Source organism: Tatumella terrea (genome assembly GCF_039523755.1).
GTDB lineage: Bacteria > Pseudomonadota > Gammaproteobacteria > Enterobacterales > Enterobacteriaceae > Tatumella > Tatumella terrea.
The window spans coordinates 195,743-218,420 of record NZ_BAAAFX010000013.1; the positions used below are offsets into that span (position 1 = coordinate 195,743).

A 22,678-nucleotide genomic window follows, 5' to 3' on the forward strand; every position below is an offset into this window, starting at 1 on the left:
CTTTTGACCGGACAACAGGTTTCACAGCTGCGCCGTCGTCAGCCGGAAGGGGACGTGCAGTTACCGGCAGATATGCCGGCATTATTGCGTCGTCTGTATCATCTGCGCGGGATCACCGCGGCCAGTGAACTGGAACGCGGGGCGTCGGCCTTATTGCCCTGGCAGGCACTGAACGGAATCGAGTCTGCCGCCGCGTTGCTGCATCAGGCGATCCTCAGCGGTCAGCGGATTGTCGTGGTGGGGGACTTTGATGCCGATGGCGCCACCAGTACCGCGCTTTCTTTGCTGGCTCTGCGGGCGATGGGGACAGAGAATGTCACCTTTCTGGTGCCGAACCGGTTTGAGGATGGCTACGGACTCAGTCCGGAGGTCGTCGAACAGGCGAAAACCCTGGGCGCCGAACTGATACTGACCGTGGATAACGGCATCTCCTCACACGCCGGTGTGGCGCTGGCAAACCAGTACGGTATCCCTGTGGTGATCACCGACCACCACCTGCCCGGCGATACTCTGCCGGAGGCGGCAGCCATTGTTAACCCTAATCTGACCGGCTGCAGTTTTCCTTCGCGTGCACTGGCCGGGGTCGGGGTCGCGTTTTATCTGATGCTCGCTTTACGGGCGCGTTTGCGTGATCACAACGGCTTTGCCGACCGTCCGCAACCGAATCTGGCGGAATTACTGGACCTGGTTGCCCTCGGGACAGTCGCCGATGTTGTGCCTCTGGATGCCAATAACCGTATTCTGGTCTGGCAGGGGTTACAAAGGATCCGGGCCGGCAAATGCCGCCCGGGGATCCGTGCCTTGCTGGAGGTCGCGAACCGTCCTTCATCGCGGCTGGTCGCCAGTGATCTCGGGTTTGCCCTCGGCCCGCGCTTAAATGCCGCCGGGCGTCTGGATGATATGTCAGTCGGGGTGTCATTGCTGTTAACCGACGATATCCAGCAGGCAAGGATGCTGGCCAGCGAACTGGATGCCCTGAACCAGACCCGTAAAGAGATTGAGCAGGGCATGCAGGCGGAAGCCCTGAGCCTGTGCGATTCCCTGGTACAGCAGCATCAGCAATTACCTCACGGACTGGCATTTTATCATCCGCAGTGGCATCAGGGCGTGGTCGGCATTGTGGCTTCACGGCTGAAAGAACGCTTCCACCGGCCGGTATTTGCTTTCGCTCCGGCGGGGGATGGCACACTGAAAGGCTCAGGTCGTTCGGTGCCCGGCCTTCATCTGCGCGATGTGCTGGAAAGGCTGGATACCCTGAACCCGGGCGTTGTCCTGAAGTTCGGCGGACACGCGATGGCGGCCGGACTATCGCTGCAGGAAGACCAGTTTGAAACATTCCGTCAGCAGTTTGCTCTGATTGCCGGTGAATGGCTGGATGCTGCGCAACTGCAGGGGATAATCTGGTCTGATGGCGAGCTTGCCGGCAGTGAACTGACCCTGCAAACGGCAGAGATCTTGCGTGAGGCCGGCCCCTGGGGCCAGGCGTTCCCTGAACCGGTATTTGACGGTAAATTCAGGCTTCTGCAGCAGCGACTGGTGGGTGAGCGGCATCTGAAACTGATGCTGGAGCCGGTCGGCGGCGGCCCCTTGCTGGATGGTATCGCATTTAATATAGATACGCGTCTGTGGCCGGATAACAGCGTTCAGCAGGCCGAAATTGCTTATAAGCTCGATATTAACGAATTCCGCGGTCAGCGAAATGTGCAGTTATTGATTGAGCATCTGTGGCCCGTCACCTGAGCCGCAGACATCCGGCGGGACTTTCCCGGAAACAAAAGCCATTATGCGATGGCTTAAGGGATACCCGAAACACCACCTTTCCGGTAGACTATGTGGCCTGAATTAAGCCATTAACCGACCAACTAAAAGATATCTGAAGCCATGTTTGAAATTAATCCGGTTAAAAATCGCATCCAGGACCTCAACGAACGCAGCCTGCTGCTTCGGGGGTATCTTTGACTATGATGCTAAAAACGAACGTCTCGAAGAAGTAAACGCCGAGCTGGAACAATCCGATGTCTGGAATGATCCGGAACGCGCCCAGGCGCTGGGCAAAGAACGCTCATCTCTGGAAGCCGTTGTCAGTACCCTGAATCAGATGGCTCAGGGGCTGGAAGATGTTAATGGCCTGCTGGAACTGGCTATTGAAGCGGACGATGAAGAGACCTTCAATGAAGCGATAGCCGAACTGGACGAGCTGGATAAGAAACTGGCTGATCTTGAATTCCGTCGTATGTTTTCCGGCGAATATGACAGCGCGGACTGCTATATCGACCTGCAGGCCGGGTCCGGGGGAACAGAAGCACAGGACTGGGCCAACATGCTGTTACGTATGTACCTGCGCTGGGCGGAAGCTAAAGGCTTTAAAACCGAAGTTATCGAAGAATCCGAAGGGGATGTGGCCGGTATTAAGTCGGCGACTATCCGTATTTCCGGCGAATACGCCTTTGGCTGGTTACGTACCGAAACCGGTGTTCACCGTCTGGTGCGTAAAAGTCCGTTCGATTCCGGTGGCCGTCGTCATACGTCGTTCAGTTCTGCGTTTGTTTACCCGGAAGTGGACGAAAATATTGATATCGACATTAATCCGGCCGACCTGCGTATCGACGTTTATCGCGCCTCGGGTGCGGGTGGTCAGCACGTCAACCGGACCGAGTCGGCGGTGCGTATTACCCATATTCCGACCAATACCGTTACCCAGTGCCAGAATGACCGTTCTCAGCATAAGAACAAAGATCAGGCGATGAAGCAGATGAAAGCGAAGCTGTATGAGCTGGAAATGCAGAAGAAAAATGCCGAGAAACAGGCACTGGAAGATAACAAATCCGATATCGGCTGGGGCAGCCAGATCCGTTCGTATGTACTGGATGATTCGCGGATCAAGGATCTGCGTACCGGCGTGGAAACGCGCAATACCCAGGCAGTGCTGGATGGCGACCTTGACCGGTTTATTGAAGCAAGTCTGAAAGCAGGTTTATAAGGAAAACCCATGTCTGAACAACAACCACAGCAGGCTGATGCCATCCGGGAACTCAACAACGAGCTGAAAAGCCGGAGTGAGAAACTGGCCGCACTGCGCCAGAATGGCGTGGCATTCCCTAACGATTTCCGTCGTGATACTCAGTCAGACAAACTGCATGCTGAGTTTGACGCGAAGGAAAACGAAGAGCTGGAAGAGACCGGTATCGAGGTGAGTGTGGCCGGCCGTATGATGACCCGCCGCATTATGGGTAAAGCCTCCTTTGTGACCCTGCAGGACGCCGGTGGCCGTATTCAGTTATATGTGTCACGTGATGATTTGCCGGAAGGTTACTATAACGAACAATTTAAAAAATGGGACCTCGGCGATATCCTCGGTGCACGCGGCAAGCTGTTTAAGACCAAAACCGGCGAATTATCCATTCACTGTAGCGAACTGCGTCTGCTGACCAAGGCTCTGCGTCCGTTACCGGATAAATTCCACGGTCTGGCGGACCAGGAAACGCGCTATCGCCAGCGTTATCTGGACCTGATTGCCAACGAAGAATCCCGTAATACTTTCCGTATCCGCTCGAAAATCATGGCCGGCATCCGCCAGTTCATGGTTGAGCGTGAGTTTATGGAAGTCGAAACGCCGATGATGCAGGTGATCCCGGGGGGAGCTTCCGCTCGTCCGTTTATCACGCATCATAATGCGCTGGACATCGATATGTACCTGCGTATTGCGCCGGAGCTGTATCTGAAGCGTCTGGTCGTGGGTGGTTTCGACCGGGTATTCGAAATTAACCGTAACTTCCGTAATGAGGGCATTTCTCCGCGTCATAACCCTGAGTTCACCATGATGGAACTCTATATGGCTTATGCGGATTACAATGACCTGATTGAACTGACCGAAAGCCTGTTCCGTACGCTGGCAGAGTCCGTACTGGGCCATAGCCAGGTGACTTACGGGGATCAGATTTTCGATTTCGGTAAACCTTTTGCCCGCCTGACCATGCGCGAAGCTATCAAAAAATACCGTCCTGAAACCGAACTGAGTGATCTGGATGATTTTGATAAAGCGGTGGCGCTGGCACAATCTCTGGGAATTAAAACAGAGAAAAGCTGGGGTCTGGGCCGAGTGGTCACCGAAATCTTTGAAGAGACCGCCGAAAGCCAGCTGATCCAGCCGACATTTATTACAGAGTACCCGGCAGAGGTTTCTCCGCTGGCCCGCCGTAATGATGAAAACCCGGAAATTACCGACCGCTTCGAATTCTTTATTGGTGGCCGTGAAATCGGTAATGGCTTCTCCGAGCTGAACGATGCTGAAGATCAGGCGGAACGTTTCCGTCAGCAGGTCAACGCGAAAGATGCCGGAGATGATGAGGCGATGTTCTACGACGAAGATTATGTCACCGCGCTGGAACATGGTCTGCCACCGACCGCCGGTCTGGGCATTGGTATCGACCGTATGGTGATGCTGTTTACTAACAGCCATACCATCCGCGACGTTATCCTGTTCCCGGCACTGCGCCCGGAAAGCAAATAAGCCTGCGGGCCTGATCGTTGCATTCCCTTAAACGCCTGGCACACGCCAGGCGTTTAACTTTCCCCTGTAACTCTCCGAACTGAGTTGGAGTTTATCCCGTCACCCGTTGTCGGCTGCATCCTCTGCTGCCTGCTTAACCCCACCCCCTGACAGGCAGGTCGCTGTACCTTCTTATCTGTATTACACCGCTTTGATATTCGTACCTTGTTTGCCCTCCCGGGGGGACCCGCAGACAGACATCGGGTCCCCGGGGGATGCCGCTCTGGATGGATGATATGTCGCTGTTTTCTCGATAACCCATAGCAGGTGCTGATCCCTGAACTTCCTCGCTTATACCTGCCACCCTTTGTCTGAACACCTTCAGCCGGGACAGGGCGCGTCACATAAGAGCCACACTCTCATGAAAGAGTAAATATATCTGTCAGAATAATGTTTCTGTGGGGTGTAAAAATCAGAGACTTACGGGCAATAAAATGTAAGAGTGGTGGAGTTTTAATCAATATTGTCAGCAACAGTAAAAAACCAGGAATTTATCTATATCTTTGCCTTTATTAATTCTTAATAATTGTTCAGAATTTCCTGGATTGTCAGGTGATTGTTCAGATTTTATCAGGTTTTTATCCGGGTAATGGCTGAACCATCACCCGCCTGCGACCGGAATCCGCAGGAAAAATTTGCCCTGTTTTATCAGAGAGTGCACTGGTAGCTGCGAGCCAGGGGCGGTAGCGTGCCTGAAGGTATCGATAATTTTGCCACTTTACGTCAAAAAAACGCCTGATTTTTGTCGGTTTCTGCTATTTTCATAGGCATTCAGCAGAGAAAAATTGGCCATTCCGGCAAAGCGGTTTGTCATCCTGCCGACAGCCAGTGACCTTGATATTTCAATAAGCGGTGTTGTTGTATCCAGTATGACTGGTACAAAAAAGAATCTTATTTCACTATCATTTATATTAATCCGTCGCCGAACATCCAGAGATTTTCGCGGCGGGACAGCAAAGGAAAGGAGAGAGCTCAGATGCAGAAAACCTTTACCGGGGCGGATTTGCCGCCGGCCACAAAGCAGCGCGGCATTAAAAAATGCCTGCTGGCTCTGGCTATCGGCCTGGCAGTATTACCTGCTACCCATAGTTTCGCCGCCGGCCTGGTTTTACCGGACAGTGATTTGCGCTCAGATCTGAGCTGGCTGGCCGACCGCGGGGTCATTAACCTTAGCCTGAGTACCTGGCCGCTCAGCCAGGATGCTATTGAAGCAGCTCTGAACAAAGCCCATCCTTCTTATGCTTCTGAACAACTGGCTATCGAGCGGGTTCAGCAGCGTTTGCGCACACTGAAATCAGATGTTCGCGTCAACGCTTATACCTCCACCGGCAACTCCGGACAGCCTAAGCCTTTTGCGCAGTCTACGCCGGCCGATAACCGTTTGTCGGTGACCGCCAGTAACAGCGGCGACTGGTGGGATGTTAACCTGCAGGGTAACCTGGAAGGTGGTGAGCAGATCGAGTCCCCTTCCCGGGCCAATCTGAACAACAGTTATGGTGCAGTTAAAATCTGGGGACAATGGCTGTCGTTTGGTCAGACGCCACAGTGGTGGGGGCCGGGTTATGAAGGCAGCCTGATCCGTTCCGATGCCGCCCGCCCGCTGACCGGCTTTATGCTGCAGCGTGACCAGCAGACGGCTCCGGAAACCTGGTGGCTGAATTGGGTTGGCCCCTGGCAGTATCAGCTTTCTGCGGCTCAGGAAGCGCAGTATACGGCTGTACCGCACACTAAAATTATTGGTATGCGTTTATCTGTTTCTCCGTGGCAGTCTCTGGAACTGGGTGCCAGCCGCATTATGCAGTGGGGCGGTGAAAACCGTCCGGAATCACTACGTAACTTCTGGGATGGTTTTGCCGGTGATGATAATACAGCTCCTTATGACCCTAATGAACCAGGTAACCAGCTGGCCGGGTTTGATGCCCGTCTTAAACTGGAGCCGACCCTGGGGATCCCGATCAGTCTTTATGGCCAGATGATTGGTGAAGATGAGGCCGGGATGCTGCCATCCGCCAATATGTATCTGGCGGGGATTGAAGGTCATTACAGCCTGGGGAAAAATGCGCTGAACTGGTATGTGGAAGGGCATGATACCCGTACCGATCTCGGCAAACGTACAAACTACAGCTATAACCATCATATTTATACCGATGGCTATTATCAGCAGGGCTATGCACTGGGTGACAGCATGGGCGGCGACGGTCGTTTACTGGCGGCAAAAACCGAACTGGTGACCGAAGATAACCAGCGCTGGAGCCTGAGAATGTTTTACGCCAAGGTGAACCCGGATAACCAGAGTATGAACCGTGCGTTCCCGCATGCTGATACTCTGAAAGGGATACAGGCGGGGTGGAGCGGGGATGTGTATAAATCTGTCCGCCTGAACCTGGGCACCTGGTATACCGATGCAAACCATAATGATAATAACGACCTGGGGGCCAGTGCCGCCCTGGAAATTCCGTTTAATCTGTAACTAACACTGACGCCGGACAATGACAGCTCAGGCTAAGCGGCAGGGACAGCCGCCATTGAGCTGTAAAAAATTATAACGGACCGTTTGCCGTCAGAAGTGTCTACTATTAACTGATGAAATAAATTGATGAAAAATACCGCAATTAAACTGACGGTCGCTGCAACCCTGGTGGGGTTGCTGAGCGGCTGTACCATGATCCCCGGCCAGGGCCTGAATAGCCTGCGCAAAAATGTGGTGGAACTGCCGGACAGCGATTACGACTGGGATAAACTGGTGAATGTTTACCCGATGACTCCGGATCTGATTGATCAGCAGCGTCCGGCACCGGTACTGGCGCAGCCTAATCCGCAACTGGATAGCCTGCTTAGCAGCTATCAGTACCGTATCGGGCCGGGTGATGTACTGATGATCACCGTCTATGACCATCCGGAGCTGACCAACCCGGCAGGTACCTACCGCAGTGCCAGCGATACCGGTAACTGGGTCGGAGCCGACGGCAATATATTTTATCCTTATATTGGCAAAGTGCAGGTTGCGGGAAGAACACTGGATGAGGTTCGTGCTGAGATAGCCCGCCGTCTGTCCACCTATATCGAGAGCCCGCAGGTGGATGTTGCGGTCGCCGCCTTCAGATCCCAGAAAGCCTATGTGACCGGTGAAGTTAATAAATCCGGTCAGCAGCCTATTACCAACGTGCCGTTAACGGTGATGGATGCGATTAATGCCGCCGGCGGACTTTCTGCCGATGCCGACTGGCGTCATGTGGTACTGACCCATAACGGTAAAGATCAGATTATTTCTCTGCAGGCTCTGATGCAGAAAGGTGATTTGATGGAGAACCACCTGCTGTATCCTGGCGATATCCTATTTGTACCGCGTAATGATGACCAGAAAGTGTTTGTGATGGGCGAAGTCGGTCAGCAGAGCACCCTGAAAATGGATCGCAGTGGTATGACCCTGGCTGAAGCATTGGGTAATGCCCAGGGGATTAATCAGCAGTATGCCGATGCCTCCGGGATTTTTGTTATCCGCCAGATCCCGAAAGATAAAGGCGGGCGTATTGCCAATATCTATCAGCTGAATGCGAAAGATGCTTCGACGATGGTGCTGTCTGCTGAGTTTCAGTTGCAGCCTTACGATATCGTTTATGTTACTACTGCCCCGGTGGTTCGCTGGAACCGTGTGATTTCCCAGCTGGTACCGACCATTACCGGAGTACATGACCTGACAGAAGCTGCTCATTACATCAAAACGTGGCCAAATTAATGTTTAATTCAATTTTAGTGGTATGTACCGGCAATATCTGCCGTTCGCCTATTGGCGAACGCTTGCTTCGCCGTGCTCTGCCGGGGAAAAAAATAGACTCGGCAGGGGTCGGGGCGCTGGTGGATCATGCAGCCGATGCCTCGGCCATTGCGGTCTCGGAGAACCATGGGCTTTCCCTGGATGACCATAAAGGCCAGCAGTTTACCGGTAAGCTGGGCCGTCAGTATGACCTGATCCTGGTAATGGAAAAACACCATATTGAGCAGGTGACGAAAATTGCCCCGGAAGCCCGGGGTAAGACACTGCTGTTCGGCCACTGGCTCGGAAATAAAGAAATCCCGGACCCGTACCGTCAAAGTATGGAAGCGTTTGAATTTGTGTATCAGCTGCTGGACCAGTCCGCCACGGAATGGACCCGGAAGCTGGGCGGTTAACTTTAGGAAGTAAATGCATGTCTCCTTCTTTAACAAATAAGCCGGCTTCGCCGGATAGCGATGAAATCGATCTGGGTCGCCTGGTAGGCGAGCTGATTGATCACCGTAAACTGATTATCGGTATTACCGCACTGTTTACTGTGTTGGCAATTCTTTATGCTTTATTTGCTACCCCGATCTACGAGGCTGATGCACTGGTCCAGGTAGAACAGAAACAAGGTAATGCTTTACTAAGCAGCCTGAGCCAGATGCTACCTGACACTCAGCCTCAGTCTGCTCCTGAAATAGCATTATTACAGTCGCGCATGATACTTGGTAAAACTGTCGATGACCTGAACTTACAGGCTCAGGTCACGCAAAAATACTTTCCAATTTTTGGAAGAGGATGGTCAAGATTAATTGGAGATAAGCCCGGAAGCATATCTGTAGGAAGGATTTATTTAGGGCAGCAAAATGGTAAAGAACCTTTACTAAACTTAACTGTTAATGACAGAGGAACATATCATTTATCGGGTCAGGGTTATAACCTTGATGGTAAAGTAGGTGAGTTATTGAGTGCCAAGGGATTATCACTTCTTATTAATGATATCCAAGCCAAGCCTGGTACCCAATTTACCATCAAATATATTACTTGGCTTGATGCTATTAGTGATTTAAGAAAGTCATTTATAGCTGTAGACCAGGGTAAGGATAGTGGCATGCTGAACCTTACTCTAACAGGAAGCGATCCAACTTTGATCCAGGAGACCCTCCACAGTATTGGTGACAATTATCTGGCACAAAATGTCGATTTACAGGCTGCACAGGACAGTAAAAGTCTGCAGTTTTTGAATCAACAGTTGCCTAAAGTACGAGCACAACTCGATAGTGCTGAAGATAAACTGAGTGCTTACCGTAAGCGAAGCGACTCAGTTGATTTAAATATGCAGACTCAATCCGCATTAAACCAGATTGTTAATGTGGATAATCAGCTGAACGAACTGACCTTCCGCGAAGCGGAAATTTCTCAGTTGTATACGAAAGATCACCCAACCTACAAAGCCTTGCTGGAAAAAAGAGCGACTCTGGAAAAAGAGAAGGCCCGTTTAAGCCAGCAGGTTTCAAAAATGCCAGGTGCCCAGCAGCAGGTATTACAACTGAGCCGGGATGTGGAATCAAATCGTGCAGTATATATGCAGTTACTTAATCGACAGCAGGAACTCGATATTGCCAAAAATAGTGCCATCGGTAATGTGCGTATTGTTGATGATGCAGTGACTCAGCCTAAACCAGTTAAACCACAAAAAGTATTGATTGTACTTATCGGAGGGGTACTAGGTGGTTTTATTTCAGTGGGACTTGTTTTATTAAGGGTATTCCTGCGTCGTGGAATCGAATCACCAGAGCAACTGGAAGAGATGGGTATTAACGTTTACGCCAGTGTTCCGGTTTCTGAGTGGATGGCACGTCAAAATCCTAAACGTTCTCTGAAAGTTAAAGGTAAGAAGCAGGAAAATACCAGTTTCCTGTCAGTGGATAACCCCGCCGATCTCGCAATCGAAGCGATACGTAGCCTGCGTACCAGCCTGCATTTTGCGATGATGGAAGCGGGTAACAATGTACTAATGATTTCCGGTGCCAGCCCGAATGCCGGTAAAACTTTCGTCACCACCAACCTGGCGGCTGTGATCGCCCAGAGTGGTCAGAAAGTATTATTTATCGATGCAGATATGCGTAAGGGATATGCACATCAGATCTTCCACCATAGTACTGAACATGGCTTGTCGGATATTCTTTCCGGAAAATCAACGGTAGAGCAGGGGATCAAACCGGTAGCTACTGCCGGCTTTGATTTTATCTCGCGGGGTGCTAACCCGCCGAATCCGGCAGAACTGCTGATGCACTCACGCTTCCAGCAACTGATGGAATGGGCAAGTCAGAACTATGACCTGGTACTGGTAGATACCCCGCCAATCCTGGCGGTAACCGATGCCGCCATTATCGGCCGCTATGCCGGTACTACCCTGCTGGTGGCCCGCTTCGAGCAGAATACCGCGAAAGAGATGGAAGTCAGTGTGAGACGTTTCGAGCAAAGCGGGATTGATATTAAAGGCTGTATTCTGAACGGTGTGATCAAAAAGGCCAGCAGCTATTATGGCTACGGCTACAGCCATTACGGCTATTCTTACGAAAATAATAAGTAGTAGTAACAGCCCGCTCTGCGGGCTGTTTCTTATATAAGAGAACCTATTCTTTTCTTTTAGCTAAGTTCTTTACCCCGCCCCTTTTTATCACCCCCGGTTACGGGATACTGGTGAGGAAACCATGACGCGCGTAACACGTAATTTTTGGGTCAGTGTCATGCTGATCCTGTCAGATTTTATAGGATTTACTCTGGCGATATATATTGCCAAGGGAATACTGCAACTTACCCTGAGCCATTTTCCGCAACGTATTCCGGAAGGCCCTACCGAGGGCTGGATTAATCTGCACTGGGGACTGGCGGTATGCTGTATTGGCTGGTTTGCCTTTCGTCTGCGTCATTATTTTTATCGTAAAACCTTCTGGTTTGAACTGAAAGAGATCCTGCGTACCCTGATTATTTTTGCAATTTTTGAAATTGCGATTGTTGCCTTTGCAAAATGGTATTTTTCACGTTATCTGTGGGTATTGACCTGGATACTGATCCTTATTATGGTGCCGGCATTACGGATGCTGACCAAAAAACTGCTGAACAGAGCCGGGCTCTGGCAGCGGGATACTATGATTATCGGTAGCGGCAAAAATGCTATTGATGCCTGGCAGGCTATATCGAGTGAGACTAATCTGGGGCTGCGGGTGACCGCGTTTATTAACAGCGACCCGGGCCTGACTGAAAAGAATGAACTGCATGGGATACCTCTGCTACACCATAAAAGTGACTGGCTGGGCGATGCGGTAGATAAACGAATGCAGTTTATTGTTGCCGTCGAAAACCATCAGAGTAAGTTACGAAACACCTGGCTGCGTGATCTTATGATTAAAGGCTATCGCTATGTTTCTGTGATCCCCACATTACGTGGTATGCCACTGGACAGTACGGATATGTCTTTTATCTTCAGCCACGAAGTGATGATCTTCCGTGTGCATCAGAACCTGGCAAAATGGTCCTCCCGTTTTGTGAAGCGTGCTTTTGATATCACTGCATCGCTGGCGATTATTGTGCTGTTATCACCATTACTGCTCTATATCCGCAGTAAAGTAAAAAAAGATGGCGGTCCGGCTATTTATGGCCATGAACGCATCGGGAAGCACGGTAAAACCTTTAAGTGTCTGAAGTTCCGATCGATGGCAGTTAACTCAAAAGAGCTGCTTGAACAATTACTGGCTTCAGATCCGGAAGCAAAAGCTGAATGGGACGCGACCTTTAAACTGAAAAATGATCCACGTATTACCCGTATCGGTAATTTACTACGCCGTACCAGTATGGATGAGTTACCTCAGTTGTTTAACGTACTGAAAGGTGAAATGAGTCTGGTCGGCCCGCGACCGATTATTCAGGCCGAGCTGGAACGCTATCATGACCAGGTCGATTACTATCTGATGAGTAAACCAGGTATGACCGGGCTCTGGCAGGTAAGCGGGCGTAGCGATGTCGATTATGAAACTCGTGTTTACTTTGATGCCTGGTATGTTAAAAACTGGTCCATGTGGAATGATATAGTGATACTATTCAAAACAGTGGGTGTTGTATTTAAGCGTGATGGCGCATACTAGACATATCCGGTATATTATGATTAAAAAACAAAAAATTTTACAATTCTCAGGAATTCTAGCTCTTTTACTATTTTCGTTTTTATTCTTACCGTATGTAACAGTAATTGTAGCTCTAAGCTTTAGTGTAATTTTTTTTCTACTGCCTAATAAAGTTTATATAAATGAGAAGATAATAATATTTCTTTTCTTTGTAGTTATGTTTTTAGTTAGTGATCTTTTCATTGCAACTAAAACCCTAAATCCATTCATGAATGATAAAGTCAACTATTGGATCTACATGAAGAGGTTTTATGGTACAGGTTGGTATGATTGGATTGTGAATTATAAAGGGTATGATATTTTCTCATACTTTATGTTTAAATTATCGTCAGATTTATTTGGTTATGATAATTTGGCATTTTCATTTTTTTATTTTGTGAGTTTCGCCTTTATTTTTATAGGAGGATATAGATTAATAGGTAAGCCAATTGTATTAGCGATGTTCATGTTTATTCCTCAGTATAATTATGAGGGTTTGTACGGGAATCTTCTTAGGCAAAGCTTGGCACTGTCAATATTTATTTTTGCTCTTTCTAATAAGTCACTCTATAAAAGAGTACTGTTTGGGTTTTTGGCGTTCCTCTCCCACTTCTCGTATCTTATTTATATTCCATTACTTTATTTTTTTAAAAAGATAAAAACAATAAGAACACATACTTGTTTTGTTATCTATCTTCTATCATATTTGATTGGTGGATTTGTTTTTCCCGTATTTATGAGCTATCTTGGAGGGCTGAATACATTTTTTCTTTCGAGAGTAGACGCTTATGATGCTGGAGTATTTGGTAATGATATACACAGGAAAATATTTGTCACCTCAATTTTTTGTATTGCCATTGAAGTGTTAAATTTATTCAAAAACAAGCTCTTAAAGGAAGGGATTGACGTACTTGATAAGATAAGAAATTGTGCCATTTATACAATATGTATTTTCTTGTTGACGATTTCCTTCCAGGAAGTAGCCAATCGTTATTCAGTAAATATTATGGCTTTCTTTATGTTATATGTTTCATTCTATGCATTTCACCTTAAAGAACCTGTGTTGAGACTCGCTTCATTATATTTGATGGCAGCAGGATCTATAGTGGTTTATTTTTATATAAATGATGTAGGTGTGCAGTTTTTTTACTTCGGTGATCTGAAGTCATTAACAACTGATAACATAATCAATGTTTTCGAAAAGGTGTTTTTGTAAATCAGGAGGTTATTAAAATATGGAATATTCAGTATTGATGTCCTTGTATGTAAAAGAATCACCTCATCGACTAGAATCATGTTTGAGAAGTTTATCACTACAGACGAGGATGAGCGATGATATAGTAATAGTTATCGATGGACCTATTACTAAAGAATTAGAAAATATACTTCATAAATGGAAGGATTTGCTTCCGTTAAAAGTATATCCTCTTGAAAAAAATGTAGGGTTAGGTAATGCCTTAAATTATGGTATTCAGTATTGTAAAAACAATATTGTTGCAAGAATGGATACGGATGATGTTTGTTTGCCTTGTAGGTTTGAAAAACAAATTTCATATCTGAGCGATAATTCAGATATAGCTATACTTGGTTCCCAAATAAACGAGATAAATCCTGAAACTCTTGAGAGAAGGGAAAAAATATTACCATTAAAAACCGATCATATTAAAATTTTTTCTAAAATAAAAAATCCTTTTAACCATATGACTGTTGTGTTTAATAAAGATATTATAGAGCGAGCAGGAGGCTATAAGCACCACTTGTATATGGAAGATTATAATCTATGGTTGAGGGTTATAAGTAAGGGGTTTAGAGTTGAAAATATGCCTGACATCTTAGTGGATGCGAGCGTAGATGAAAGTACATTGGCAAAAAGGAAAGGGCTTCAGTATATAAAAAGTGAGCTTCAGTTATTCTCTTTAAAAAGAGAGTTGGGGATCACAACTGGACTGAATTCCTATTATATACTTTTTATGAGAGTAATAACCAGGGTTTTACCTAGTTGTATTTTGAAAAGGTTATATGTGATCGACCGTTCGAGAGGGAAAAATGGGAAATAAAAGGTTACTTATTGTTACATCTTATATATCAGGTAATGGAGGTATTGAGAGAGTAATCCAGAAAATGGATTCAATTTTAAAAGATAAATTAAGTGATAAATTAGTATGTGAAATTTTATCACTCAGCGGAGGTGATTGTGTTGAAAAAGCTCGTAAGTGCTGGATATCAGGCACAGGAAATGAGAAATGGTTAAATGGATTAAATAGCACAAGAGTCCCCTTAGTTTCTAAATTTAAAATTGTGACGCTATTTATGCATAGTGTTGCCCTGCTCTTTAAGATATTATTTGGCGGATATTCATATGTATTATGTACAGGCCCTTTTCAAGTTTATTTATTGAAGAGAATAAAAGAAATATTTAGAAAGAAATATATTATTTATGCATGGCCACATTTTTCTCTGGATGCAGGTCACGGAAAAAATGAATTAATTAAGCACGCAGATTATTTTCTAGCAATTAGTAAAGATATAATTCCGCAATTTTCCGATTTGGGTGTTAACGAAAATAGAATAATATATTTCCCGAATCCTTTTTATGACTTTTCTAATGAGATCGAGAATTACAAAAAGACAACTAATGATAGTGTGAATTTGGTGTATATTGGAAGATTATTATTCGAAGGGCAAAAAAGGGTAAAGGATTTATTAGAAGCCATATCTAAAACTATAAATCCTGTTAAGTTAACTATAATAGGTGATGGACAAGACTACAATAAAATAGTCGATTATATAAAGGGAAAAAAATTAGAAAATAATGTAAAAATTATGAAAGGATGGCATGATAATCCATGGGAGAAAGTTGAAAATGTAGACTTTTTGATACTCACGTCTGCATATGAAGGATTACCAACTGTTTTAGGTGAAGCTCTATCAAGAGGTATTAAGGTTATCACCTCTGATTGTAAAACAGGGCCTAGAGACTTTGTAACACCAGAAAACGGATATATATACCCAGTATCTGATATTTCAGCTTTATCAAAAATAATTGATTCATGTTATCAATCAGGTGATTATGATCGTTATTCAATTTCTAAAACAATGTCAGAATTTTACCCTGATTCATACGTGCATAGAATTTGTGAAATGTTAAAATTATAAGAGATAAAAGATGCATACACCTTTATTTTCAATAATAATCCCCATGTATAATGCTGAATCCTCACTCGATAAGTGCATATCAAGTGCTTTAAGGCAAAATGTCTCGAAAGAAGTAATTGTTATTAACGATGGGTCAACAGATAATACCAAAGAACTTTTAAAAAAATATGATGGTCTTGTCGAAGTAATCAATAATGATAATCATGGGGTTTCATATTCCAGGAATTTAGGAATTAAAACGGCTAGGGGAGAGTTTATTTGTTTTCTGGATTCAGATGATTTTCTCTCAGATAATAGTCTTGAGATCTATCAGGGTTTTATGAAATCTAATGTTTGTATGGTTGTGGGAGCAAGCCAACATTATACTTATGACCTAAAAAAAATAACAGAAAAAAAAGGCTATAAAAAAAATGATGAATTTTTGGAATCTAGCCTTGCATTGAATAGATTGATTTATAAAGATAGAAAATTTGGTGTTTGTGATAAAGTTTTCAGAGTAGAAATTATAAAAAATAACGACATTCACTTCGAGAAAGGCCTTAGTAATTTTGAGGATTTTTGTTTTTTAACAGAATATTTAAAAAAGAGTTTTGGCAATGAGGTTGTTTTTACTAATGAAGTAGTATACAACTATGTTGAGTCAAAGTTTTCTTTGACGAGATCTACTTTGAATATGAATCAACTTGCTTTCATGCCTTTTTTGAGCAGAATGGAGAGAACATTAGCAGATAAAAATTTACCCTATTTTTATTATAATAATATGATTATTAGTATGGATTACATGTTAAGAGTAATGAATTGTGATTCGACGGCTGAAGATAAAAAAGCTTTGAAAGGATGTTATAAATCTCTCAACGGTTTTTATAAGGAAAATTTTTTCAAATATTTAAAGAAACCATTGCCAGGGTTCAAAAAAAATACACAGTTTTTTATTTTTTTATTATCACCACGGGTTTTTAATATTATTAAGGGGCGGGGTGATGATTGATAAGTTAAAAAATTCCATCTGGATGGTGTTAGAAAAAATAATCTCTGTGTTCGGACTTATTTTTGTTAACTCTTATGTTGCAAAGTATGTTGGCCCTGAGATTTTTGGGGTTATGGCTCTTTCGCTCTTAACATTTCAATTTGTACAGTCAATATCCCAAATGGGAAGTGATGTTTTGATACTTAAGAGAGTATCAGAAAATAAAAAATCAGGTGTCAGGTTATTAATAATAACCCTGGGGTTTGTTTTTGTTCTGTATATGACGCTGTCAATATTCGCTTTATTGTTTCTCACTTTTCAACACAAAACCAACCTTTTTTTAGTATTTGCATTGGCTTCTCTTATTGCATGTCTTTTTTCAAGTTTGGATTTAGTTAACTCTTATAATGAAGCACTATTAAGAGCTAAAATAAATGTTATTGCTAATGTTATAGGTCTTGTTGTAGCTCTTGTTTTCCGTTATTTTATATCATATTTTAAGATGGATTTCAGGTTACTATCGATTCCAATAGTTCTCGTTACTTTAATTCCTTTTATTATAAAGTTTTACTTGTTTAGGTGCGAGGTTAGTTTAAAAAAAATTATTACGTATAAAGAGGTAAAAACTTACTCTTCGTACTTAGTGATTTCCGGAGGGTCGGTTCTTTTATCTTTCATCGCTGTAGCACTGTATACAAGAATTAATCAATTCAGCGTCAGTTATTTTATAGATATAAAAGCTTCAGGGATATTTAGTGTCGCTATGACACTTGCTACAGCATGGATATTTCTGCCAAATGCAATTTTGTCTTCATTTTACCCCTCCGTATTTGGTGATCGGAACAACACCTCAGTCAATGAGAAAGTATCTAACTTGACTGTAATGGTTGTTATTGTCTCCTTATTTATAATTTTATTTTTCTGGCTTTTTTCTGGATATTTTATTAATAAACTTTATGGTGAGGGGTTTTCTGAAGCAAACATATTGATAATGCCTCTCTCTTTTTCAGCAATGTTTGCAGTATTAAGTGGTTTAATGGATAGATTTATTATGAAAATGAATGGGTTCAGGTTTCTAATAAAAAAATCCTTTACTCTTCTTCTTATATGCATAATCAGCTCAGTGATATTAATTAATATGTTCGGTGTTAAAGGTGCAGCTTATAGTGTACTTATTACAGAATTTAGCGCCTTTACTTTTGTAAATTATTTTTTTAGGAACGCTTCTGTCTTCAGATTGCAAAAGCAAGCTTTTAATCCACTAAGATTGTATGATTTGGCAAAAAAAATTAAACAGAGAAGTTACTAGTTATGGATATAAAGTTCAGTGTAATCATCCCATTATATAATGCATCAAATACTATTGGTGATACTGTACAAAGTGTATTAAATCAGACTTATAAAAATATTGATCTTATAATAGTGAATGATGGAAGTACCGATGGTAGTTTTGATATCGTATCTAAAATTGAAAGTAATAACCCCATCTTAAGGTGTTTCACACAAAGTAACCAAGGCGTCAGCGTGGCGAGAAATAACGGCATAACTCACGCGATAGGTGACTTTGTTATATTTCTCGATTCGGATGATTCCTTACCCTCCAATGCCCTACAGTCATTTTACGATATAATATCATCCTATAGAGATGTCGAGCTAGATGTTATATCCTCTGCTGTTGATAGTGATTTAATAGATACTCGGAAAATCAGCCAAAAATTATACCTCAGAAAAGATATTTTCGATTATGCTTCAAAGCTCGAAAAAGGAGATGCCTTAGGTTATTTGCATGGTAAGTGTTTTCGCAGAGAGTTATTGGTTAGAGATAGTATCAAGTTTAATGAAGATATAAGTATGAGTGAGGATTTTTTCTTTAATCTAGACTTTTTGAAATCCACGAGAAGTGCAGTATTTAAGAATGTTGTTACTTATTTATATAATAGTCACGATAATTCATTAATGAGCAAGAAATATTATGATGGCTTATTGCAGCGCATTCATTTAATTAAGGGTTTTATCTTATCCAAGGATTTTAAATTAGTGGATTCGAAGTCGCAAAAGAAATTTAATACATTTCTTTTTATGAGGATGTTTTTATTGCTTTATGATATGAAAAAATCAAAAAAGTATAACGATATCTTTATTACGCAAAGGCGTGGTTGTTTGGTGTTTTTTTTAAAAAATATTAGATTTTTATCTATTAAGACAGCGTTAAGTTATAAACTTAAAGATTCAATAAAAGTCTTAACGATATTTTTATAATTTTTAGGAGTGAGTATGAGCAGGCAAGCTTTCCTTATATTAACGCATAAGCCAATTCCTCACATATTAAAATATGCTGATTTATATCCGGATGTGGATTTTTATATTCATTTTGATATGAAAGTTGAAGTCAATGATTTATTCGATAAAAAAAGCCTTCGTAAAAATACTTTTATACTTCCTGATGATATGAGAGTTGATGTGAGATGGGCTGGTTTCTCTATGGTACTGGCTATGATTAACCTCCTCAGGTTTGCTACTGAATTATCCAGAAGTGACTACTTTCATTTCGTCAGTGCCGATGATATGCTTTTCATTGAAAATTGTCGTGAAAAAATTGACCATAAGAAAATATATATAGAATATAAAGAATCCATAAAGCATAGATATAGATTGCGTTTTAATACATTCCATGCAGATAAAAAATGGCAAACCAGTTTCTTCGGTAAAGTGTATACTTTTTTGTTGAAAGCATTAGATAGGTTAACTCCATGGCACCATAAAATAAACTCTCTCTTTGGTAGTCAGTGGTTTTCAATTTCGAAAGAAGATGCAATTACAGTTCTTTCTTCAATAACTATAGATGATATTAATTTTTTCAGACGAAAGTTATGTCCGGATGAACATTTCTTTCAATATATAATTAAAAAAGCTAATCTCCAAGCTAAAGTATCACCTCAAGGAAATCTTAGGTATATTATATTCGATAAGAAATATAAAAATGGTAGAAGCCCATTAGTGATTACTTATAATGATCTTCCAAAAAATTTACACACATCTATAATTTCCAGCCGTAAATTTGAAGCGGATGAAATACTTCACTATCTCTCAAAGAGAAAGTCGAATTGATTTCGTTAGCTTTAGTGCTTTATTTTTTGCTTGATTAATGTTCAGTTAATTATTCATCCTAAAAAAGATTTTAAATTATATGGTTATCTATCCTGTTGGTTTTACATGGTAATATTTAATGTCCAGTTATTTTTATCTTAATGATGAGATTGTAATTGTTGGATATTCATAGTGTTTACCTACAGGTTGAATTTTAATGGTAAGCTTATTTTTTAAGTCATTTTATTATGTTGGTCGAAGCTGACTAAGAATAAAAAATTTATGACTTAGCTCGTTACTAGTTCGACAACCTGAACTGATCAAGGAGTTTTACGGGGCTCTGGCTGTAAGATTACATTAGCTAGTATCCCCATAAAACCCTTACTTTTATCATTTACTTCCATTTGTTTACTGTGAATTTTTAGACATAACTCAAATTATTTTATTTTTCGTTTAAGAATAAGTGATCCAATTTTATATTTTTCTGTCAAAGTGAATTTATGAATGTATAGATTCATTTTAAATACCTATGCCGATTTTATTTCAGTTACATTAATTGCATAAGGTACACCATCAATGTAGATAACTAGATTTCGGTTTGCACCTGACGGCGACTCTCCTGACTTGAGATCCAGCGTCGCTGCTCCGGTAATTAAACGCCCATCACTTGCTATGCCAAGCCCACCGCGTATAACATTACCTGCATTATCCCGCTGCCATCCGGCCTGATTGATCCATGAAGTCATCGGTATTTTTGCATCAGATGGTGGTTCTTCTTTGATGATGTCACCAAACCAAAGCGTCGCACATAGGTTAGTATTGTGGTATTGTGCTACGACATCTCCCGGCGTGCTAACATCTGCACGTAGTGAGCACATTGCATTCATACCGACTTTTATCCAAAGCTTTATATTTTCACCGCCCCCTCCTGTGAACTTAACATCTGTTACTGGCCCTCCATGATTTGACCAGTTAATGTGTTGAGCAGTACCATTCGATTTCCTTTGTATATTTATTTGTGAATGTCCGCCATGTTGCGCGGACCATGGATAGATAGCAGTCTTATCCCAAGCAGCACCGGCATCGCCGGTGACTTTTATTTGTAAAGAACTTCCTATGTCCTGGAACCAAAATTTACCGACGTAATACCATGTTTCAACAGAGTTGGAATAAGTATTAATGAGTAAAGGACCGGCAGCCATACGCGATGCAACGGTACCATGGGAAGTGAACAGCCCATGTGGTTCAAGCAGGGACTGTCCGGGTAAGTACGACGTATTCCAGGCCGTGTCTACGTTATAACCTGTTTTTAAGTATTGTGGCTGTATATCTGAAGTAATCAATGTAAAATTTGAATTCCGTAAATCCAGATAAGAAGCAGTACCTGATGCATCCCTGTAACAGTCCTCGATACAGAACGTAATCATAGTTATTTGTGAATCTGTCAGTTTTCCTGGATTCGACTTCTCAATCCATCCATTTTTAATAATCGCCTGACGAAGCCGTGGAGATTTAAATACTGGTAACGGATAAACATTTTGATAGTTAAAATTCGACCATTCGACGGCCGTCGGATGGTCCCAGTTTCCTGATGCCTGATTATCAAAGCCAATGTCATATAGTCCGCCGTAAACACCATCACAATATGTTTCGTCGAAGCGAGTATCGAGTGTGTCTGACAGCTTAAATCCAAGTCCGCCTACATTCTTCAAATACCAAAAGCGAATATGAATGTTTTGAGGGCCTGATTGTATGTTCTCTAAAAAAGGTTGAGCATTACTTGGCGTTGTCCCGGAAATAATTGCCTGTCCGTCGAAATTAAAAAAGGCGATATCTCCGTCGTACGCTTCAATCTTGAAAACCGGCGAAGATGATTTATCACTGAGAATTGTTAACTGACAATGCTTACCATGTGTAACTTCCGGGCCATGAAGATTGAATGTATGATTATTATCAGGCACTGATGCTGATGTGAAATCAATAGGAGAAGTATAGAAAACACCCGCGGGAAATATTATGCCCGGTGCAGCAGATCCGTCTAATCTCTGGGACCACAGATGCATTCTCATGATTGCATCATGATTGTCGAAAGTACCTCCGGGCACACCACCAAAATGTAGAACCGTAGCTTCGTTTTTATTACGGCAACGTTGCCATGCCCAGGAATTAGAAACCTTTGCAGTAAAACCTCCATCGTCCGCGTAACTCCCTGACACAGCGATAAACTCATCTCCTCCGAATGAAGATGAAGACGGACCCAAAGATGTTACACATTGATTCCAGGATGCCAAAAGCACACGCTGTCCCTCATAAGCGGGCACTAATTGGCGAAGATCAGCGAATGAAACTACCTGACCTATCGAGCCAAATCCAGAGGATGACTGGAATACACTGGATTCTATTGAGGACAAATTAGCCCAATAAAACTGCTCTATCATATTGCTATCGAATACAGCCATCGAGTAATTTTGTATGGTTGAAAATTTTACTATTTGATTATGATATGTCGGATAACCTGCAGTATTAATAACAATAGGTTGCGGGACCTGTACGGTCTTTCCAAATTGATTTTCTACATAAACTGGAATTTGGTTCCTTCGAAGAGTAGGATCTGTATCTGGTTTACCGATGAAAATCTTACCATTTGAGCAGGGCTCAAAAGAATGAGACATAGTAAAAGGCGTCACCGGATTGGAGACTAATCCTTTGGCAGGTCTTTCTGGCATTTCAGGCTTATCTTCTGATTTACATGAAACACCTGTGAAACCCGCAGTTAGAGCAGCTAGCCCCTTAAAAAATATACGTCTATTCATAAAACCCCCTTATTATTAATAAGGAGTATAGCTTGAATATGTTAATACAATTAATGGATGTTTCTGATAGTTAGTGAACTTTGTAAATGGCATTAGATGACACACTGATATGTTAGTTTATAAAATGAACAGCTATCATAAGAGAAAATTATACAAAGGCATTGCAGTTCACGTACCTCTCTG

16 protein-coding genes are annotated in these 22,678 nt (G+C 42.9%); 15 read left to right on the forward strand and 1 reads right to left on the reverse strand.

Features of this window, described 5'->3' with window-relative positions; all coding sequences use genetic code 11:
- The first annotated feature begins 3 nt into the window (after positions 1–3).
- From recJ to ABD035_RS09115, 15 genes are all read left to right on the forward strand, one after another.
- Positions 4–1,740, forward strand: a complete 1,737-nt coding sequence (gene recJ, locus ABD035_RS09045) for a single-stranded-DNA-specific exonuclease RecJ (RefSeq protein WP_343869508.1) — start codon at positions 4–6, stop codon at positions 1,738–1,740.
- Between the two features lie 141 nt (positions 1,741–1,881).
- A protein-coding gene (gene prfB, locus ABD035_RS09050) for a peptide chain release factor 2 (RefSeq protein ID WP_343869510.1) occupies positions 1,882–2,980 on the forward strand; the annotation gives its coding sequence in 2 pieces (ribosomal slippage) (positions 1,882–1,956 and positions 1,958–2,980; 1,098 coding nt in all).
- A 9-nt stretch (positions 2,981–2,989) separates the two neighbouring features.
- Entirely contained in the window at positions 2,990–4,510 is a 1,521-nt protein-coding gene (gene lysS, locus ABD035_RS09055; RefSeq protein WP_343869512.1) for a lysine--tRNA ligase, read from the forward strand.
- A 1,015-nt stretch (positions 4,511–5,525) separates the two neighbouring features.
- The gene (locus tag ABD035_RS09060; protein ID WP_343869514.1) at positions 5,526–7,019 is read left to right on the forward strand and encodes a capsule assembly Wzi family protein; all 1,494 of its coding nucleotides are present in this window, start codon (positions 5,526–5,528) and stop codon (positions 7,017–7,019) included.
- 126 nt (positions 7,020–7,145) lie between these two features.
- Positions 7,146–8,285: a polysaccharide export protein gene (locus ABD035_RS09065; RefSeq protein ID WP_343869516.1), complete on the forward strand. Its 1,140-nt coding sequence runs from the start codon at positions 7,146–7,148 to the stop codon at positions 8,283–8,285.
- A complete protein-coding gene (locus ABD035_RS09070) occupies positions 8,285–8,719 on the forward strand; it encodes an arsenate reductase/protein-tyrosine-phosphatase family protein (protein WP_343869518.1) in 435 nt (144 codons plus the stop codon). The genes ABD035_RS09065 and ABD035_RS09070 overlap by 1 nt, the downstream gene beginning before the upstream one ends.
- A 17-nt stretch (positions 8,720–8,736) precedes the next feature.
- Complete coding sequence (locus ABD035_RS09075) at positions 8,737–10,902, forward strand: polysaccharide biosynthesis tyrosine autokinase (RefSeq protein WP_343869520.1); 2,166 nt, start codon at positions 8,737–8,739, stop codon at positions 10,900–10,902.
- 121 nt (positions 10,903–11,023) lie between these two features.
- Entirely contained in the window at positions 11,024–12,454 is a 1,431-nt protein-coding gene (gene wbaP / locus ABD035_RS09080; protein WP_343869522.1) for an undecaprenyl-phosphate galactose phosphotransferase WbaP, read from the forward strand.
- 16 nt (positions 12,455–12,470) lie between these two features.
- Positions 12,471–13,688: an EpsG family protein gene (locus ABD035_RS09085; protein ID WP_343869524.1), complete on the forward strand. Its 1,218-nt coding sequence runs from the start codon at positions 12,471–12,473 to the stop codon at positions 13,686–13,688.
- 37 nt (positions 13,689–13,725) lie between these two features.
- Complete coding sequence (locus tag ABD035_RS09090) at positions 13,726–14,529, forward strand: glycosyltransferase (protein ID WP_343869892.1); 804 nt, start codon at positions 13,726–13,728, stop codon at positions 14,527–14,529.
- Positions 14,519–15,628 carry a glycosyltransferase gene (locus ABD035_RS09095; protein ID WP_343869526.1) on the forward strand — a complete coding sequence of 370 codons (1,110 nt, stop codon included), beginning with the start codon at positions 14,519–14,521 and terminating at the stop codon, positions 15,626–15,628. The genes ABD035_RS09090 and ABD035_RS09095 overlap by 11 nt, the downstream gene beginning before the upstream one ends.
- Positions 15,629–15,638: 10 nt before the next feature.
- Positions 15,639–16,616: a glycosyltransferase family 2 protein gene (locus ABD035_RS09100; protein WP_343869529.1), complete on the forward strand. Its 978-nt coding sequence runs from the start codon at positions 15,639–15,641 to the stop codon at positions 16,614–16,616.
- Positions 16,609–17,904, forward strand: coding sequence for an oligosaccharide flippase family protein (locus ABD035_RS09105; protein WP_343869531.1), 1,296 nt, complete (start codon positions 16,609–16,611; stop codon positions 17,902–17,904). Before ABD035_RS09100 ends, ABD035_RS09105 begins: the two co-directional genes overlap by 8 nt.
- A 2-nt stretch (positions 17,905–17,906) precedes the next feature.
- Entirely contained in the window at positions 17,907–18,854 is a 948-nt protein-coding gene (locus tag ABD035_RS09110) for a glycosyltransferase family 2 protein (protein ID WP_343869533.1), read from the forward strand.
- A gap of 15 nt (positions 18,855–18,869) precedes the next feature.
- The gene (locus ABD035_RS09115; RefSeq protein ID WP_343869535.1) at positions 18,870–19,703 is read left to right on the forward strand and encodes a beta-1,6-N-acetylglucosaminyltransferase; all 834 of its coding nucleotides are present in this window, start codon (positions 18,870–18,872) and stop codon (positions 19,701–19,703) included.
- 506 nt (positions 19,704–20,209) lie between these two features.
- On the opposite strand, the gene ABD035_RS09120 is transcribed toward ABD035_RS09115, so the two are convergent.
- Positions 20,210–22,495, reverse strand: a complete 2,286-nt coding sequence (locus ABD035_RS09120; protein WP_343869537.1) for a phage tailspike protein — start codon at positions 22,493–22,495, stop codon at positions 20,210–20,212.
- Positions 22,496–22,678 lie beyond the last annotated feature (183 nt).

What these genes read in the sequence shown, in the direction of transcription:
- lysS (WP_343869512.1), top strand. Translation starts at nt 2,990, where the DNA reads ATGTCTGAACAACAACCACAGCAGGCTGATGCCATCCGGGAACTCAAC.
- ABD035_RS09060 (WP_343869514.1), top strand. Translation starts at nt 5,526, where the DNA reads ATGCAGAAAACCTTTACCGGGGCGGATTTGCCGCCGGCCACAAAGCAG.
- ABD035_RS09065 (WP_343869516.1), top strand. Translation starts at nt 7,146, where the DNA reads ATGAAAAATACCGCAATTAAACTGACGGTCGCTGCAACCCTGGTGGGG.
- ABD035_RS09070 (WP_343869518.1), top strand. Translation starts at nt 8,285, where the DNA reads ATGTTTAATTCAATTTTAGTGGTATGTACCGGCAATATCTGCCGTTCG.
- ABD035_RS09075 (WP_343869520.1), top strand. Translation starts at nt 8,737, where the DNA reads ATGTCTCCTTCTTTAACAAATAAGCCGGCTTCGCCGGATAGCGATGAA.
- wbaP (WP_343869522.1), top strand. Translation starts at nt 11,024, where the DNA reads ATGACGCGCGTAACACGTAATTTTTGGGTCAGTGTCATGCTGATCCTG.
- ABD035_RS09085 (WP_343869524.1), top strand. Translation starts at nt 12,471, where the DNA reads ATGATTAAAAAACAAAAAATTTTACAATTCTCAGGAATTCTAGCTCTT.
- ABD035_RS09090 (WP_343869892.1), top strand. Translation starts at nt 13,726, where the DNA reads ATGTCCTTGTATGTAAAAGAATCACCTCATCGACTAGAATCATGTTTG.
- ABD035_RS09095 (WP_343869526.1), top strand. Translation starts at nt 14,519, where the DNA reads ATGGGAAATAAAAGGTTACTTATTGTTACATCTTATATATCAGGTAAT.
- ABD035_RS09100 (WP_343869529.1), top strand. Translation starts at nt 15,639, where the DNA reads ATGCATACACCTTTATTTTCAATAATAATCCCCATGTATAATGCTGAA.
- ABD035_RS09105 (WP_343869531.1), top strand. Translation starts at nt 16,609, where the DNA reads ATGATTGATAAGTTAAAAAATTCCATCTGGATGGTGTTAGAAAAAATA.
- ABD035_RS09110 (WP_343869533.1), top strand. Translation starts at nt 17,907, where the DNA reads ATGGATATAAAGTTCAGTGTAATCATCCCATTATATAATGCATCAAAT.
- ABD035_RS09115 (WP_343869535.1), top strand. Translation starts at nt 18,870, where the DNA reads ATGAGCAGGCAAGCTTTCCTTATATTAACGCATAAGCCAATTCCTCAC.
- ABD035_RS09120 (WP_343869537.1), bottom strand. Translation starts at nt 22,495, where the DNA reads ATGAATAGACGTATATTTTTTAAGGGGCTAGCTGCTCTAACTGCGGGT.